Source organism: Spirillospora sp. NPDC029432 (genome assembly GCF_040703975.1).
Lineage (GTDB): Bacteria > Actinomycetota > Actinomycetes > Streptosporangiales > Streptosporangiaceae > Spirillospora.
The window spans coordinates 38789-54084 of record NZ_JBEZWH010000008.1 but is presented as its reverse complement, the minus strand read 5'-3'; the positions used below and the strand labels follow the sequence as shown (position 1 = coordinate 54084).

Genomic DNA, 15296 nt, shown 5'->3' with positions numbered 1-15296 from the left:
GGCCCGCCCTCTCAGCCCAGGAGCACGTACTCGTAGTCGAACGGCTGTCCGTTGATCCCGTTCGCCGGCGGCGCCAGCCAGCCGGCGATCTTCCCGCGCTCGTACACCGGCCGCATCAGCGACCGGACGAAGGCCAGGTCCTCGGCCGTCGGCAGCCAGCGCCGCCGGCCCGCCTCCCAGGCGGCCTCGTCGACGATCTCGCCGCCGGGCGTGACGCGCAGCCCGGCCGCGACGCCGACCTTCCGGTTGAAGCCGGGGTGCGGCAGGTAGAAGCGGTCCTCGATCCCGTACTCCTCCAGGATGCGGTTCCAGCGCTTCACGCCGCTGGCGCAGTCGGCGATGTACTCCTGCCGCAGGTCCAGGTTCAGCGCCAGCAGCGCCGGCAGCTCCTCGCGCGTCCAGGTGCCGTCGTCGCCCGGCCGCTCCAGCCACGCGCTGTCGTCGGCGAGCCGGTGGTCGTCCTTGCGCCGCGCCTCCTGCCAGCGCCCCTTGAGCCCGGCGGTGTAGTAGTTGGCGGCGTTCGTCGAGGTCTCGCTGCCGAACAGGTCGAGCGAGACCGTGTAGTGGAAGTTGAGGTACTTCTGGATCACGTCCAGCGGGATGCCGCCGCAGGCCGCGATGTCCATCGTGTCGTGCTCGCGGATCAGCTCCGCGCTGCGCCGCACCACCCGGTCCACGCCGGTGGTGCCCACCATCATGTGGTGCGCCTCCTCCTTCAGCATGAACTCGCAGGTCCGCGACAGCGGGTCGAACGCGCTCTCCTTCAGCGTGCCGAGCTGGTACTTGCCGTCCCGGTCGGTGAAGTAGGTGAACATGAAGAACGCCAGCCAGTCGGCGGTCTCCTCGTTGAACGCGCCCAGGATGCGCGGCGCGTCCGGGCTGCCGGAGTTGCGGTGCAGCAGCGCCTCGGCCTCCTCGCGGCCCTCCCGCCCGAAGTAGGCGTGCAGGAGGTAGACCATCGCCCACAGGTGGCGGCCCTCCTCCACGTTCACCTGGAAGAGGTTGCGCAGGTCGTACAGGCTGGGCGCGGTCCGCCCGAGCAGCCGCTGCTGCTCCACGGACGCGGGCTCGGTGTCGCCCTGGACGACGATGAGGCGCTGGAGGTCCGCGCGGTACTCGCCCGGCACCTGCTGCCAGGCCGGCTCGCCGCGGTGCTCCCCGAACCCGATCCGCCGGTCGGGGTCGCGCTCGGACAGGAAGATGCCCCACCGGTAGTCGTGCGGCCGCACATGGCCGAAGTGCGCCCAGCCCTCGCGGCCCACGGACACCGCCGTGCGCAGGTAGACGCCCTGCGACTCCAGGGCCGGTCCCATCTCGCCCCACCAGTCGAGGAACTTGGGCTGCCAGCCCTCCAGCGCCCGCTGCAGCCGCCGGTCGCCGGCCAGGTCGACATTGTTGGGGATCTTGGAGTCGTAGTCGATCGGGGTGGTCGATCTCGGCACGGTCGTCACACTCGCTTCCGGTCGTAGGCCGGCCGGCGCCCGGTCCCGTAGCGGCGCAGGGCGCCCTCGTCCCCGGCGGCGTTCGGCCGGGTGAAGATCCAGTTCTGCCAGGCGGAGAGCCGGCCGAAGATCTTGGTCTCCAGGGTCTCCGGGCCGACGAACCGGTGGTTGGCCTCCATGCCGGTGAGGGCGTCCGGGCTGAGCGCCGCCCGCGCCTCCAGCACCAGCCGGACCTCGTCCTCCCAGTCGATGTCGTCGGGCGCGTCGGTCACCAGTTCCAGGTCGCGGGCCCGGGCCGCGTCCAGCGGTTCCTCCGCCTCCTTGCGCAGCAGCTCCAGGTGGCCGGCGCGGCGGTAGAAGCGCGACTCCAGCCGGGACAGGCCGTTGCCCATGGGGAACGTCCCGAAGTTGGCCTCCGACAGGCGGATCGACGCGCGCTCGTCGCTGTCGGGGTCGTCGATCGGGGGGCCGTCCAGCATGTACTGGAGGTCGCAGGCGAGGGCGAGTTCGAGCAGGACGCCGGCGAAGCAGCTCCCCGGCTCGATGAGCGCGACCAGGCTGCGGCTGGTGACGTCGAGCCGCTTCAGCGTCCTCTTGTAGTAGTGCAGGATCTCGTTCGCGAGCCAGTCGCCGCGGTCCAGGACGGCCTTCTCCTGGGCGATGACCTCGTCCGGGTCGCCCTCGGTGCGGATCACCCACGTGCCGAGTTCGGGCTCGTTGGCGCGGAGGCGGAGGATGAGATCGTCCAGCTCGCGGGTGAGGGCGAGCAGCCAGCCGGTGTCGCCCCGTTCCGGGCCGAGCGCGGTGATCTCCACCAGGCCGGCGGGGCGGTCGTACCGCGCGCGGACGTGCCGGTAGGCGAGGCCGTCCCCGGTCTCCTCCCGCGCGAGCGGCTCCAGCGCGACGGCCTCGGAGGCGTCGCCGCGCGGGCCGCGCTCCGCCGCCTCCCGGGCGCGGCGCCCGACGGTCTCGCGGAAGTCGCGCCGTGGGACGATCTCGTCGACCAGCCCCCACTCGACGGCCGTCCGGCCGCGCACGCCGGCGCTCCGCGTCGCGAACACGTCCGCCAGGTCCTTGCGCACGCCGCGCTTGTCCACGACGCGCGTCAGGCCGCCCGTCCCCGGGAGGACGCCGAGCAGCGGCACCTCGGGGAGCGCGACCGAGGACGCGTTGTCGTCGATCAGCAGGATCCGGTCGCAGGCCAGCGCCAGCTCGTAGCCGCCGCCGGCGCACGAGCCGTTCACCGCCGCGATGAACGTCAGGCCGGAGTGCTCGCTCGCGTCCTCCATGCCGTTGCGGGTCTCGTTGGTGAACTTGCAGAAGTTCACCTTCCACCGGTGCGAGGACGCCGCGAGCATCCTGATGTTGGCGCCGGCGCAGAAGACGCCTTCCTTGGCGCTGGTCAGCACGACCACGCGCACCTCGGGGTGCTCGAACCGCAGCCGCTGGACGGCGTCGTACAGCTCGATGTCGACGCCCAGGTCGTAGGAGTTCAGCTTCAGCTCGTAGCCCGGGACGAGCCCGCCGTCCTCGTCGACGTCCATCTCCAGCCAGGCGACGGGCGCCTCGACCCGCAGCCGCCAGTGCCGGTACGCGTCCGGGCTCCGGTCGAACGAGATGTCCATGCGGCTAATCTTCTACACGGGCTCTCCAGTCCGTCAACCTTCTGTAGAACATCGATCAGCCGCGGTGGCCCGCGGTGTCCAGGGCGAGCCGCTCGTAGATGTCGGCGATCTGCTCGCCCGACAGCGGCCCGGACTCGCGGAACCAGGTCGCGACGGCCGTGCACGCGGTCACGATCATCCGGGCCGCCTCCACCGGGTGCGGCGTGGTGAACGCGCCGCGCCGCACGCCGTCGGCGAGCACGCGGTCGAACATCCGCTGCTGGGTGTCGCGCTTGGCGACGATGAGGGCCCGCGCGGCGGGGGAGAGGCTGCGCAGCTCGGTGTTGCCGAGCAGGCTCTCCCGCCGGGACTTGGTGTGGGCCAGCACGTGGACGCGGACGATCGCGCGCAGCCGCCCGGCCGGATCGTCGCCGGCGTGGAAGAGGGCGTCCTCGGTGTCGCGCACGAGCCGGTCCATCCCGCGGTCCAGGATCGTGAGCAGCAGGTCGTGCTTGGAGCCGAAGTGGTGGTAGAGCAGCCCCGGGCTGACCCCGGCCGCGTCGGCGACGTCGCGGACCGAGGTGCCGTGGTAGCCGTGCCGGGACATGACCTCCACGGCAGCGCGGATGATCGCGGCGGCCGCCGGATCGTCGGTCGCGGCCACCGCGTTGCTCGGCGGGGGCCCCTTCGGTCCCGCGGCCGTGCGCTCTCCGGCCCGCCCCCGTGCCGCTTCCGCCACCCCGTCCTCCTTCGCCTCGCCCCCGGCATCGTAGCCCGCTGAACGGGCGTTCAACGCGGGGGCGCGGCGAAGGGCGGCCGGTCGGTAGGGCCAGGTCAGTAGGCCAGGTCAGTACGGGCAGGTCGAGCGGTACTCCTGGATCGTGCCGCTGTTCCCGGCGGGCGGCGGGCACAGGAACCGGTCGTAGCGGGTGTCCTCGTCCACCCACCGCTTCATCCACGAGATCGAGTACTTGGCGATCGTCGTGTTGTCGGCGGTGAAGGTGAAGTGGTCGGCGTTGTTCAGCTCCAGGTACGCCTTCTCCACCGGGATCTGCCCGTAGAAGGGCTCGGCGTGCGCCCCGGTGCCCGCGATGGAGTCGTTGTCGGCGCCGATGACCATCGTCGGCACCCGGACGTTCCCGAAGTTCACCCCCAGGTCCCAGGGCGCGAGCGGGACGGCGGCCTTCAGCGCCGGCGTCTTCTGGGCCGCGCGGAGGGTGCCCCCGCCGCCCATCGACCAGCCCATGACCGCCAGCCGGTTCGGGTCGATCCGGCTCCGCACGGTCGCGTCCTGCTTCAGATGGTCCAGCGCCGCCAGCAGCTGCGCGCCGCGCGCCTCGGGCAGGTCGAACCCGGTGGTGGTCTCGATGGTCATGACCACGAAGCCCTGGGACGCCAGCCGCGGGCCGTACCAGGACACGGCCAGCTCGGGGGAGACGAAGCCGGGCGAGACGGCGATCGCGCCGAACGTGCCCTGGCTCGTGTCGGTCGGGTAGTAGATCGTGCCCGACCGGATCCCCGGGTGGCTGAACGCGCCGACCTTCTTGGTCGCGGTGGCGAACGGGCCGCGCGGCGCGGTCACGCTCGCCTCGGTGGGGGCGGGGCCCCGCTCGTAGGGGTTGGCCGCCGCATGCGCGGCCGGCGGCGCGGCGGCCGCCGGGGCGGCCAGGGCGCCGGCGGCGAGCGCGGCGAGCACGGAGATCCGCTGGAAAGCGGGATACACGGGTGACACGGGCGGTACGTCCTTTCCTCGGCCTGCTGCCGGCCCGCCCGGCGGGGATGCGGCCTGTCCCCGGCCCGGCGGGCGGCGTGAGCGGCTCAAGTCTCGGGACGGCCCGGACCGCACGCTCCGCGGTGACCGGCGATCTTTTCGCGGGGCGTTTGTCAGCGGGCGGAGCAACCGGCGGGGCCTCCGCCGGGGCTACTCAGCGGGCTGAGCGAATGCGGCCGCCCGTTTGGCGAGCACCGGGTTTCGGGGCCGGAAGCGCTCGGCGAGCATCGCCCCGACCTTCTTCGTTCGCCTCCCGTCCATCCCGCCTATCCCGCCTATCTCGTCTATCCCGTCCCGTCTCATCCGTCCCAACCCGCGAAGGGACCGACATGCGCGTGCGACCGTTGCTGACGCTCGCGGCGGCCGGCCTGGTGGCCGACGCCCTGTGGCGAAGAGAACGGGCGGCCCGGCTGACGCCGCTGCCGCCTTCCGACGAACCCGTACCGGACGACCACCACTTCGTGACCGCGGCCGGTGTCGCGCTCGACGAGGCCACCCGCCGGGCCGCCTCCGCGTACGCGCGCGAGCGCGGGCTGCAGGTGCTCGACCTCGTCCCGGCGGGGCTGGACGCCGCCCGGGCGCTGGAACTGGTCCGCCGCGTGGACCCCGAGACCTACCGGGGCTCCCGGCTCGCCCCGGGCGGCGGCGGGGGGCACGCGGTGCTGGTGGCGGCGGACGTCGTCCGGCGGGCCGGGATCACCCGGTTCGCGGGCCTGTCCGCCGCCGAGATGGAGGAGCTGGCCGTACGGCTCAAGCGGTACGCGCCGGTGCACGCCGACCTGGCGGTGGCGCCGGGGATCGTCCCGGCCGGGTGCCCGGCCGCCGACCGGCGCCGGATCCTGCGCGGCCGCTGGCCCAGCGACCTGCCGGTGTACCTGACCGGCAACCTCATCGGGCTGGCCGCGCTGGCCGCCGCCCTGGTGAAGAGCGTGCTCGGCGCCCGGCGGCTGCGCGACGCGCTGCCCGCCGCCGGGGTGCTCGCCGCGGCGGCGGCGCAGCCGTACCTGGCCACCGCCGGGACGGCGCTGCGCCCGCACGACCGGCGCCGGTTCGCGCTCGCGCGGCCCGTGGGAGCGCTCTACCGCTGGATCCGCGTCGCGCTGGAGCGGGAGGCGCCCGACCCCGACCTGCCGCGCCAGCGGGAACGGTACGCGGCCGAGATCGCGCGCGGTGTGGAGCGCTTCTACGAGCCGCGCCGCACGGACTGCCCTTGGTGCGGCAGCACCGCGCTGCGGCACCGCGTCACCAGCGGCGACCACCAGCACCACCGGCCCGGCGTGTTCAGGCTGGACGCCTGCGACGCCTGCGGGCACGTGTTCCAGAACCCGCGGCTCAACGCCGAGGGCCTGGACTTCCACTACCGCGACTTCTACGACGGGCCCGGCGGCCCGGAGGTGGAGCGCGGCTTCCGGCTGGCCGCGCCGCACTACCGCGACCGCGCCCGGATGCTGCGCGGGCACGCCGAGCCGAAGGCGTGGCTGGACGTCGGCGGCGGCCACGGCCACTTCTGCAACGCCGCCCGGGACGTGTGGCCGCAGACGAGGTTCGACGCCCTCGACATGAGCGTCAGCGTGAAGGAGGCCGAGGACCGCGGCTGGATCGACGGCGGCCACCTGGGCTTCTTCCCCGACCTCGCCGACAAGCTGGCCGGCGCGTACGACGTGGTGAGCATGCACCACTACCTGGAGCACACCATGGACCCGCGCGCGGAGCTGGACGCCGCCGCGCGGGTGCTGCCGCCGGGCGGCCACCTGCTCATCGAGGTGCCCGACCCGGAGTGGATCGTCGGCCGGCTGGCGGGCCGCTGGTGGCACGCCTGGTTCCAGCCGCAGCACCTGCACTTCGTCACGGTCCGCAACCTGGTCGGCGCCCTGTCCGAGCGCGGGTTCACGGCCGTCGCGGTCGAGCGCGGCCCGGCGCACCAGCCCGTCGACCTGCTCATGGTCGTGATGATGCTGGCGCACCGCGTCGTGCCGGATCCGGCCAAGCCGTGGCGGAGCGCGCGGTACCGGCGGCTGCGCGGCGCGGCCCGTACTGCCGTGTACGTGGCGGCGGGCCCGCTCATGTTCGCGGCGGCGGCGCTGGACCAGTTCCTGCACCCGCTGATCAAGCGGACGGGCCGTTCCAACACCTACCGGGTGCTGGCCCGGCGGCTCCCCGACGAGGACTGAGACCCGCTCCGCGAAGGGAAGGGCCCGGCCGTACGCGACGGCCGGGCCCTTCCGCTGTCTCCGTATCTGTATCCGTCTCCGTGTCTCAGAACGGCTCGTTGGCGAGCGACCGGGCGCGCCGCCGGCGCACCAGCAGGACCGCGGCCAGGAGGAACAGCAGGACGCTGACGCCCAGGGCCGAGGCCGGGCCGATCGTCCGCAGGTACAGGGCGGAGGCGGCGGCGCTGTCGGCCTTCTCTCCCAGCGACTTGCGCGTGGCGTCGTCCATCCGCAGGTCCAGGTCGGCCACGACGAGCTGGCCCTGCCCGTTCTGGCCCTTCAGGGTCGAGGTGATCTGCTGGCGCCGGTCCACGGTGATGCCGCTGCGCGGGTCGATCCAGGAGGTGACGGTGGCGCGGTACCAGCGGTCGACGGTGACGTTCCGGGCCTTGCCGGGCAGGCCGAGCAGCGTGCTCGGCACGGGGCTCCGGTACTGGCCGAGGTTGGTCTCGTCGACCTGCTGGCTGTAGCGGTAGAGCTCCCGCCCGTCCCGGTTCTCGGTCCCCTCGAACCGCATCGGCCAGGCCTTCTTCGTCGAGGTGTCGTAGACGGCGTAGGTCTTCTTCTCCACGCCGATCGGGAAGAACAGCCCGTACACGGGCCCGCCGCCCGCGGGGACGTTGACGCCGCCGCAGCAGTTCACCATGGCGGCGGTCCGCCGGTCGAAGGCCAGCCGGGACTCGGAGATCTCGACCTTGGCCTGGTTCTGCAGGTCCTCCAGGACGAGGAAGGTGTCCCACACGACGGTGTCGTCCTTGGCGGCCTTGACGTCGCCGCGCAGCGTGGAGGTCAGCGTCAGCGTGGCGCCCCTGCGGACGGTGCCCGTGGCGCCGTCGACGTAGGTGGCGTTCGGGGCCTGCAGCACGGCCTTGGAGTACTGGTCGGCGGGGGCGACCAGCAGCCGCTCGGCCACGAACCCGCGCAGCAGGACGGCGAGTGCCAGCGCGAAGAACGCCAGGAAGACGACGGCCAGCGTGGCACCCCCCGGCCCCCGGTGTCGAGGCGGGGGCGACGCCGTCCGGGAGGAGGGCCTCTGACGAGTGTTGCCTTGGCTCATCTGTAACTCCTGCCGTCCGCACATGCCTGCCGCACCGTGTACGGAGAGCACACGGTGCGAGGCGGGGGGGTGAAGCGTGAGAGTTAGCTTGACCACACTTCTACGGGAACGCAATAGGTACTTTTGCCCGATAGCTCAAGTAATCAGGTGCTCACACTTAATCAACTGATAAGTCTGACTTGTCTGATCTTGCGGTAAGTGAGTTCCGGCGGCGGTGACAACCGGTGATATTGGGGCCCCCGAGCCCCGGCCACACGCTCGGGTCCCCCCGCTACCGGAGGTTCCGGTGACCCACAGAACGTTCCCCGTGGCGACGACCCCGCCACCGCAGGCGCCCCGCGAGGCCGAGCCGCTCCGCGCGCACGTGCCGGCCGCGGCCGAGGAGGTGGTGCAGGAGATCCGCCGGCTCGTGCCCGAGTACGCCGCCCCGCCGGGCGGCCGCTTCGACCGCGCCATGCGCTGGGCCGTCGTCCAGTCCGTCGAGCACTTCGTCGAGGTGCTGGCCGGCGCCCCGCCGGACGGCGCGGCCCTGACCGGCCTCTACGCCGGGATCGGGGCGTACGAGGCGCGCCGCGGCCGCAGCCTCGACGGCCTGCAGACCGCGATCCGGGTCGGCGGCCAGGTCGCCTGCCGGCGGTTCATCGACGAGACCCGGCGGCTGGACTGGTCGCTGGAGACCCTCGGCCAGATCACCGAGGCGCTGTTCGAGTTCCTGGAACAGGTCGCCGGCGCGGCCTCGCGCGGCTACGCCGAGGCCACCCAGCGGCTCGCCACCGAGCGCGAGCGGCTCCGCTGGCGGCTGCGCGACCTGCTCATCGCCGACCCGCCGGCCAGCCGCGGCGCGATCGCCGAGCTGGCCCGGCCGGCCGGCTGGAGCCTGCCGCGCACGATCGCCGCCGTCGCCGTCCGCCCGCCCGCCGGGCGCCCGGTGCCGGTGCTGCCGCCCGCGATCCTGGCCGACTGGGACCGCGACGACCCGTACCTGCTGGTCCCCGACCCCGACGGCCCCGGCCAGGAGGGCTTCCTGGCGACCCTGCTCGGCGGCTGCCGGGCCGCGATCGGGCCGACCGTACCGCCGGACGGCGGGGCGCTGTCGCTGCGGTGGGCCCGGCGGACGCTCGCGCTCACCGGGCGGGACGGCCCCGCGCGCCGGGACGTGATCCGCTGCCTGGACAACGTCCCCGCCGTGGCCGCCTCGATGAGCCGCGAGCTGCTGGCGCTCGCGGTCGGCGAGCGGCTGCGCCCCCTGGACGAGCTGCCGCCGCACCGGCGCGTGCTCTTCGCCCGCACGCTGCTGGAGTACATGAAGTGCCACGACAACGCCGTCGACGCGGCGGAGCGGCTGATGGTGCACGACCAGACCGTCCGCTACCGGATCCGCCGGCTCCGGCGGCTGCTGGGCGACGGCATGAACGACCCCCTGCGCCGCACCGAGCTGATGCTCCTCCTGCACGCCGCCGTCGAGTTCGGCCTCATCGAGGAGGACGCCGCCGAGACCGCGGCGGCCGCCCCGCACGCCCGTCCCGAGCCCCATCCCGTGGAACGAGGTACAGCATGACCCGCCGCGACCGCCCCGCCCCCCGCCCGCGCCGGCCCCGGTCGCGGGCCGGCCTCCTGCTCGCCGCCGCCGCGCTGGCCGGAACCGGGATCGCGCCGCCCGGCGCGGCGCACGCGGGCGCCGCCCGCACCGCGCCGTTCCGGGCGGCCGACACCGGCGCCCGGATCACCGCCGAGACCCGGCTCGGGCCCAACGAGGTCGACATCACGATCGACTCGCCGTCCCTCGGGAAGTCCGTCAAGACCAGGATCCTGCTGCCGAAGGGCTGGAGCCCGGACGCGGCGGAGACCTGGCCCGTGCTGTACGCCTACCACGGCGGCCAGGACGACTACACCTCCTGGCCCCGCAACACCGACATCGAAGGCTGGGCCGCCGCGTACGAGGCGATCGTCGTGATGCCCGAGGCCGCGGACGGCGCGTACGCGAACTGGTACAACTACGGCCGCGGCGGCACGCCGAAGTGGCAGACCTTCCACACCCAGGAGGTCGTCCAGCTGATCGAGCGCAACTACCGCGCGAACGGGACCCGGGCGGCGATCGGCGACTCGGCCGGCGGGCAGGGCGCGATCACCTACGCCGCCCGCTTCCCGGGGATGTTCACGCACGTGGCGTCGCTGAGCGGGGTGCTGTGGCTGCGGGCGCCCGGGATGCCGGCGCTGACGCTGGCGACCAACGCGCTCAACGGGCAGGACCCGTTCGCCATCTACGGCTTCGTGGTCGCGAACGCCGACAACTGGCGCGCCCACGATCCGTACGAGCTGGCCCCCCGGCTGCGCGGCACGAAGATCTTCTTCTCTTCGGGCACCACCGGGGAGCCCGGCCCGGGCGACCCGCCGGGCACGCCGTGGGACGTCGGCCTGTTCAGCGAGAAGCAGGTCGGCGAGACGAACGTGGCGTTCCGCGACCGGCTGGACGAGCTCGGCGTCCCCTACACCGCCGACATCTACGGGGCCGGCCGGCACAACTGGCCGTCCTGGATCCGGGTCGCCACCCGGATCTGGCCGGACCTGATGGCCTCGATCGGAGCCCGGAGGGCCTGAGCCCCGGCGCCGGTCAGGCGGACCGGGTCAGCGCCAGCTCCCGGACGAACCACTCGATCGTGCCGCGCAGCCCCTCCTCGACGGTCACCGCCGGCTCCCAGCCGAGCTCCGCGCGGGCCAGCGACGTGTCCGGGCGCCGCACCGCCGGGTCGTCCACCGGCCGGTCGATGAACCGGATCGGCGAGCGCGACCCGGTCAGGTCGATGATCCGCCGGGCCAGCTCCAGCATCGAGGTCTCGTACGGGCTCCCGATGTTCATCGGCCCGGAGTGCCCGGCCAGGCCCAGCTCGACGATGCCCCGGACGGTGTCGTCGACATGGCAGATCGAGCGGGTCTGCGAGCCGTCCCCGGTGACGGTGAGCGGCTCGTTCCGCAGCGCCTGCCGCACGAACGTCGGGATCGCGCGGCCGTCGTCGGGCCGCATCCGCGGGCCGTACGTGTTGAAGATCCGCACGATCGCGGCGTCGAGGCCGCGCGAGTGCCGGAACGCCGAGGTCAGCGCCTCGCCGAACCGCTTGGCCTCGTCGTACACGCTGCGCGGCCCGACCGGGTTCACGTTGCCCCAGTACGACTCGCGCTGCGGATGCTCCAGCGGGTCCCCGTACACCTCCGACGTCGAGGCCAGCAGGAACCGGGCGTCCTTGCGCCGCGCCAGCTCCAGCGCGTTGCGGGTGCCCTGGCTGCCGACCTCCAGCGTCTGGATCGGCCAGCGCAGGTAGTCGGCCGGCGAGGCGGCCGAGGCCAGGTGGAACACGTACCCGACCGGGCCCTCCACCCGCACCGGGCGGGTCACGTCGCTCTGCAGGAACGTGAAGTCCCGCCTGGGCAGCAGGTGCGCGATGGTGCGCGCCGAGCCGGTCAGCAGGTTATCGAGGCAGACCACCGATATGTCGCGGGCCAGCAGGGCCTCGCACAGGTGCGAGCCGAGGAAGCCCGCGCCCCCGGTCACGACCGCGCGCGGAGTTCTCATCGTGAATACCTCCTTCAAGGCGCTCCAGCGACCGGACCGCCGCCTCGGCGACGCGGTCGGCGGAGATCTCCAGCAGCCCCGGATCGGGCACGTCGCCGCGGGGGTCCCCGCGGCGGCCGCTCCACAGGACCTGGTGCCGGGCGCGGTCGGGCGGCGGCCCCCACAGCTCCGGCGGCGTCGGGCCGAACAGCAGCACCGACGGGGTGCGGTACGCGGTGGCCAGATGGCCGGTGCCGGTGTCGCCGCAGATCACCAGCTTCGCCCGCGCGACCAGGGCGGCCAGCTCCAGCGCCCCGGTCCGGCCGGACAGGTCCCCGCCCGGGCCGAGCCCGCCCAGCAGCGCGACGTCCCGCACGGTCCCCGCCTCGGCGGGCCCGCCGGTCACCACGACTCGCTCGCCGCGCTCCCGCAGCGCCGCGGCGACGGCGCCGTACCGCTCGGCGGGCCAGCACCGCGCCGGATACCCGGCACCCGGGTGGATCACCACGGCGCCGGGCGCCGGCGACGCCAGCGGCGGCCGGGCCAGGTCCAGATCGGCCGGGTCGGCGTCGAAGCCGTGCGCCGACACCAGCCGGCACCACCGCTCGACTTCGTGCTCCCGCGCCTTCCAGGCAGGCCCGTCGCTGCCGGGCACGTCCCGGTTCGCGAACGCGATCATCCGTTCCGGCCGCAGCGACTCCAGCAGCAGATGGCTCTCCGGGCCGCTGCCGTGCAGGTTCACCGCCAGCTCGACCGGGCCGTCCAGCGGCGGCAGCGGGGCCAGCCCGGACGCCGGGAACACGTCGTCCACGGCCCCGCTGAGCAGGGCCAGCGGCGCCACCCGGCGGGGCGCGGCCAGCGTGATCCGCCAGCCCGGCAGCCCGCGGCGCAGCGCCCGCAGCGCGGGCACGGCGGTCAGCAGGTCGCCCAGGCCCAGCGCCCGCAGCACCAGCGCCCGCGGCGGGCGGTCCCGTGTCACGGCCACGAGGGCTCCTCGGCCGGGCAGACCACCAGCTCGCGCACCTCGCACCCGGCCGGCTGCGACAGCGCGAACGCCACCGCGGCGGCCACGTCCGCCGGCCTGTTGAGCTTGGCGTCCGGGCCGGGCCTGTACTGCTCGTCGCGGCCGTCGAAGAACGCGGTGTCCATGCCGCCCGGCACCAGCATCGTGACGCCGATGTGCCCGGCCAGCTCGGTGGCCAGCGCCCGGCTGAAGCCGACGACGCCGAACTTGGACGCGCAGTACGCGGTCGCGTCGCTCACCGCCTTCAGCCCGAGCGTGGACGCGCAGGTGACGATCCGGCCGTTCGGCGCGTGCTCCAGGTACGGGATGGCGGCGCGGACGACGGCGGCGGTGCCCAGCAGGTTCACCTGCACGACCCGCTCCCAGTCCTCGGCGGGCACGTCGTTCAGTTTCCCGCAGGCGTCGATGCCGGCCGCGGTGACGACGGCGTCCAGCCCGCCGGCCTCGCGGGCCAGCCCGTGCACGGCCCGCTCGGCGCACCGCCGGTCCGCCAGGTCCGCCTGCCGGAACATGACCTCGCCGTCCGGCGCGCCGTCCTCGGTCTTGGGCGGATGCAGGTCGACGATCAGCGGCGTCCCGCCGTCGGCGGCGACGCGGCGGGCGACGGCCGCGCCCAGGCCGGAGGAGCCGCCGGTGATGAGCACCTTCATGATCAGGTTCCTTTCCTGGTGGACAGCATGCGGGTGGTCGAGCGGCCTTCCAGGAACGGCAGCAGCACGATCTCGCCCCCGCCGGCGCGTACCGTGTCCGCCTCGGGCAGCGTGACGCCGGTGTAGTCGGCGCCCTTCACCCAGATGTCGGGGCGGAGCCGTTCCAGAAGGGGTTCGGGGGTGTCCTCGTCGAACACGATGGTCGCGTCGACGTCGCTGAGCGCCCGCAGCACCCGGACCCGGTCGCAGGCGGGCGCGACCGGCCGGCCTGGGCCCTTGCGGCGCCGCACGGAGGCGTCGGAGTTGACGCAGACGATGAGGCAGTCGCCGAGCCGGCGGGCCTGCTGGAGCAGGTTGACGTGCCCGGCGTGCAGCAGGTCGAAGCAGCCGCCGGTGGCGACCACGGTGCCGCCGGCGCGCCGGGTGCGCTCGACGACGTCCCAGGCGTCGGTGCGGTCGCGCGGCGGCCGGACGGCGGGCGAGCCCGTGTCGGCCAGCCCCGCCGCGACCGCGGTGGCGGCACCGGAGCCGACGAACTCCGACGCGCGGCGCACGCCCTCGCCGACCGCCTCGGCGAGCCCGCCGCCGTCGGCCAGCACCTCGGTGGCGCGGGCGGCGAAGCTGTCGCCGGCGCCGCACGCGTCCGCCGTCCCGTGGGAGGCGGCCGGCTCGGCGGGGGCCAGGAACGGCGCGCCCGTACCGCCGCACAGCAGCGCGCCCTCGGCGCCGAGCGTGACCGCGACGGCCTCCAGCCCCCAGGCGCCGGCCAGATGCCGGGCCCGGCGGGTGGCCGGGGCCAGCCCCGACCCGGGGATCTCCGCACCCTCGGCGGCGGCCAGCCGCGCCGCCTCGTCCTCGTTGGGGGTCATCAGCCGGGTGCCGCGCACCGGCGTCCGGCCGCGCGGGTGCGGATCCCACACGACGGGCACCTCGGCCGCGAGCCGTTCCAGCAGGGTGCGGATCGCCGCGTGCCCGGTCACGCCGCGGCCGTAGTCGGAGACCAGCACGGCGCCGGCCCCGGCTAAGGCCTCCGCCACCCGGGGCCCGACCGGGCCGTCCTGCGCCCGGCCCTCGCCGACGTCCAGCCGCGCCACCGAATGCCCCTCGGCCTGGATGCGCAGCTTGCAGGGCGTGCCGCCGTGCAGATGGAACGCGGCCACCTCCAGGTGCGGCTCCAGCAGGGCGCGCAGCCGGTGCCCGGGCTCGTCGTCGGCGAGCGCCGTGACCAGCACGACCTCGCGGCCCTCGGCGGCCGCCAGCAGCGCCGCCAGCCCGGCGCCGCCCGGCCGGGGCCGCTCGTCCGCCTGGTCGATGACCGGCACCGGCGCGTCCGGGCACAGCCGCGACGCCGCCCCCACGATGTCGATGTCGAGCAGGACGTCCCCGACGACCACCAGCGGCCGGTTCACTCTCGATCACGTTCCTTTCAGCGTGTCGTCCACCACCCCGCACAGCAGATGGATCGCCGCGAGGTGGATCTCCTGGACGGTCGAGGTGCAGCCCGCGTCGACGGTGAGCGCGTCGTCGCAGGCGTCGGCCAGCGGGTTGGGCCCCGGGCCGGTGATCGCCCAGGCGGTCACGCCGAGCCGCCGGGCCTGCCGCGCCGCGGCGATCACGTTGGCGCTGCGGCCGCTGGTGGACAGGCACACCAGCACGTCGCCGGGACGGCCGTGCGCGCGGACCTGGCGGGCGAACGCGTTCACCGGCCCGTAGTCGTTGCCGATCGCGGTGATGGCGGAGGTGTCGCCGTGCAGCGGGATCGCCGCCAGCGGGCGCCGCTCGTCCTCGTACCGGCCGACCAGTTCCGCGGTCAGATGCTGCGCCTCCGCCGCGCTCCCGCCGTTGCCGCAGGCCAGCAGCCGGCCGCCGCCGTCCAGCACGCGCGCGAGCCGGCGGCCCCACACGGTGATCTTCGGCGTCCGCTCCCGGAACCGCAGCGCCGCCTCGGCCAGCTCCTCCAGCCGGTGGTCCCGCGCCGTCCCCCCGGCGGA

The 15296-nt window shown here is 74.5% G+C and carries 13 protein-coding genes; 3 read left to right on the top strand and 10 right to left on the bottom strand.

The genetic code is table 11. The annotated features are described in order from the left end of the window. Positions 1-11: 11 nt before the first annotated feature. The 4 genes from boxB to AB0881_RS08725 form a co-directional block, all read right to left on the bottom strand. On the bottom strand, positions 12-1442 hold the full coding sequence (boxB, locus tag AB0881_RS08740; RefSeq protein ID WP_366615457.1) for a benzoyl-CoA 2,3-epoxidase subunit BoxB: 1431 nt from the start codon (positions 1440-1442) through the stop codon (positions 12-14). Positions 1443-1447: 5 nt separating this feature from the next. Beyond that, complete coding sequence (gene boxC / locus AB0881_RS08735; protein ID WP_366615456.1) at positions 1448-3067, bottom strand: 2,3-epoxybenzoyl-CoA dihydrolase; 1620 nt, start codon at positions 3065-3067, stop codon at positions 1448-1450. Between the two features lie 55 nt (positions 3068-3122). Beyond that, a complete protein-coding gene (locus tag AB0881_RS08730; RefSeq protein WP_366615454.1) occupies positions 3123-3785 on the bottom strand; it encodes a TetR/AcrR family transcriptional regulator in 663 nt (220 codons plus the stop codon). A 108-nt stretch (positions 3786-3893) separates the two neighbouring features. Beyond that, positions 3894-4778, bottom strand: coding sequence for an alpha/beta hydrolase (locus tag AB0881_RS08725; protein WP_366615452.1), 885 nt, complete (start codon positions 4776-4778; stop codon positions 3894-3896). A 368-nt stretch (positions 4779-5146) separates the two neighbouring features. Here AB0881_RS08725 and AB0881_RS08720 point away from each other — a divergent pair, with 368 nt between their 5' ends. Continuing rightward, positions 5147-6988 carry a methyltransferase domain-containing protein gene (locus tag AB0881_RS08720; protein ID WP_366615451.1) on the top strand — a complete coding sequence of 614 codons (1842 nt, stop codon included), beginning with the start codon at positions 5147-5149 and terminating at the stop codon, positions 6986-6988. Positions 6989-7073: 85 nt separating this feature from the next. Here AB0881_RS08720 and AB0881_RS08715 read toward each other — a convergent pair whose 3' ends face one another. After that, on the bottom strand, positions 7074-8084 hold the full coding sequence (locus AB0881_RS08715; RefSeq protein ID WP_366615450.1) for a DUF3068 domain-containing protein: 1011 nt from the start codon (positions 8082-8084) through the stop codon (positions 7074-7076). A 286-nt stretch (positions 8085-8370) separates the two neighbouring features. Between AB0881_RS08715 and AB0881_RS08710 the strand changes: the two genes are divergently transcribed. Both AB0881_RS08710 and AB0881_RS08705 read left to right on the top strand, forming a co-directional pair. Next, positions 8371-9642: a helix-turn-helix domain-containing protein gene (locus tag AB0881_RS08710; protein WP_366615448.1), complete on the top strand. Its 1272-nt coding sequence runs from the start codon at positions 8371-8373 to the stop codon at positions 9640-9642. Next, the gene (locus tag AB0881_RS08705; RefSeq protein ID WP_366615446.1) at positions 9639-10682 is read left to right on the top strand and encodes an alpha/beta hydrolase-fold protein; all 1044 of its coding nucleotides are present in this window, start codon (positions 9639-9641) and stop codon (positions 10680-10682) included. Before AB0881_RS08710 ends, AB0881_RS08705 begins: the two co-directional genes overlap by 4 nt. A gap of 13 nt (positions 10683-10695) precedes the next feature. On the opposite strand, the gene AB0881_RS08700 is transcribed toward AB0881_RS08705, so the two are convergent. The 5 genes from AB0881_RS08700 to AB0881_RS08680 are packed head-to-tail and all read right to left on the bottom strand — an operon-like array spanning position 10696 to position 15266. Next, positions 10696-11652 carry an NAD-dependent epimerase/dehydratase family protein gene (locus tag AB0881_RS08700; protein WP_366615445.1) on the bottom strand — a complete coding sequence of 319 codons (957 nt, stop codon included), beginning with the start codon at positions 11650-11652 and terminating at the stop codon, positions 10696-10698. After that, on the bottom strand, positions 11549-12616 hold the full coding sequence (locus AB0881_RS08695; RefSeq protein WP_366615443.1) for a glycosyltransferase family 9 protein: 1068 nt from the start codon (positions 12614-12616) through the stop codon (positions 11549-11551). Before AB0881_RS08695 ends, AB0881_RS08700 begins: the two co-directional genes overlap by 104 nt. Then, the gene (locus AB0881_RS08690; protein WP_366615442.1) at positions 12607-13305 is read right to left on the bottom strand and encodes an SDR family NAD(P)-dependent oxidoreductase; all 699 of its coding nucleotides are present in this window, start codon (positions 13303-13305) and stop codon (positions 12607-12609) included. Before AB0881_RS08690 ends, AB0881_RS08695 begins: the two co-directional genes overlap by 10 nt. Before the next feature lie 2 nt (positions 13306-13307). After that, positions 13308-14714 (bottom strand): PfkB family carbohydrate kinase, encoded by a 1407-nt coding sequence (locus tag AB0881_RS08685; protein ID WP_366615440.1) that lies wholly within the window; start codon positions 14712-14714, stop codon positions 13308-13310. 6 nt (positions 14715-14720) lie between these two features. Continuing rightward, the gene (locus AB0881_RS08680; protein ID WP_366615646.1) at positions 14721-15266 is read right to left on the bottom strand and encodes an SIS domain-containing protein; all 546 of its coding nucleotides are present in this window, start codon (positions 15264-15266) and stop codon (positions 14721-14723) included. Positions 15267-15296 lie beyond the last annotated feature (30 nt).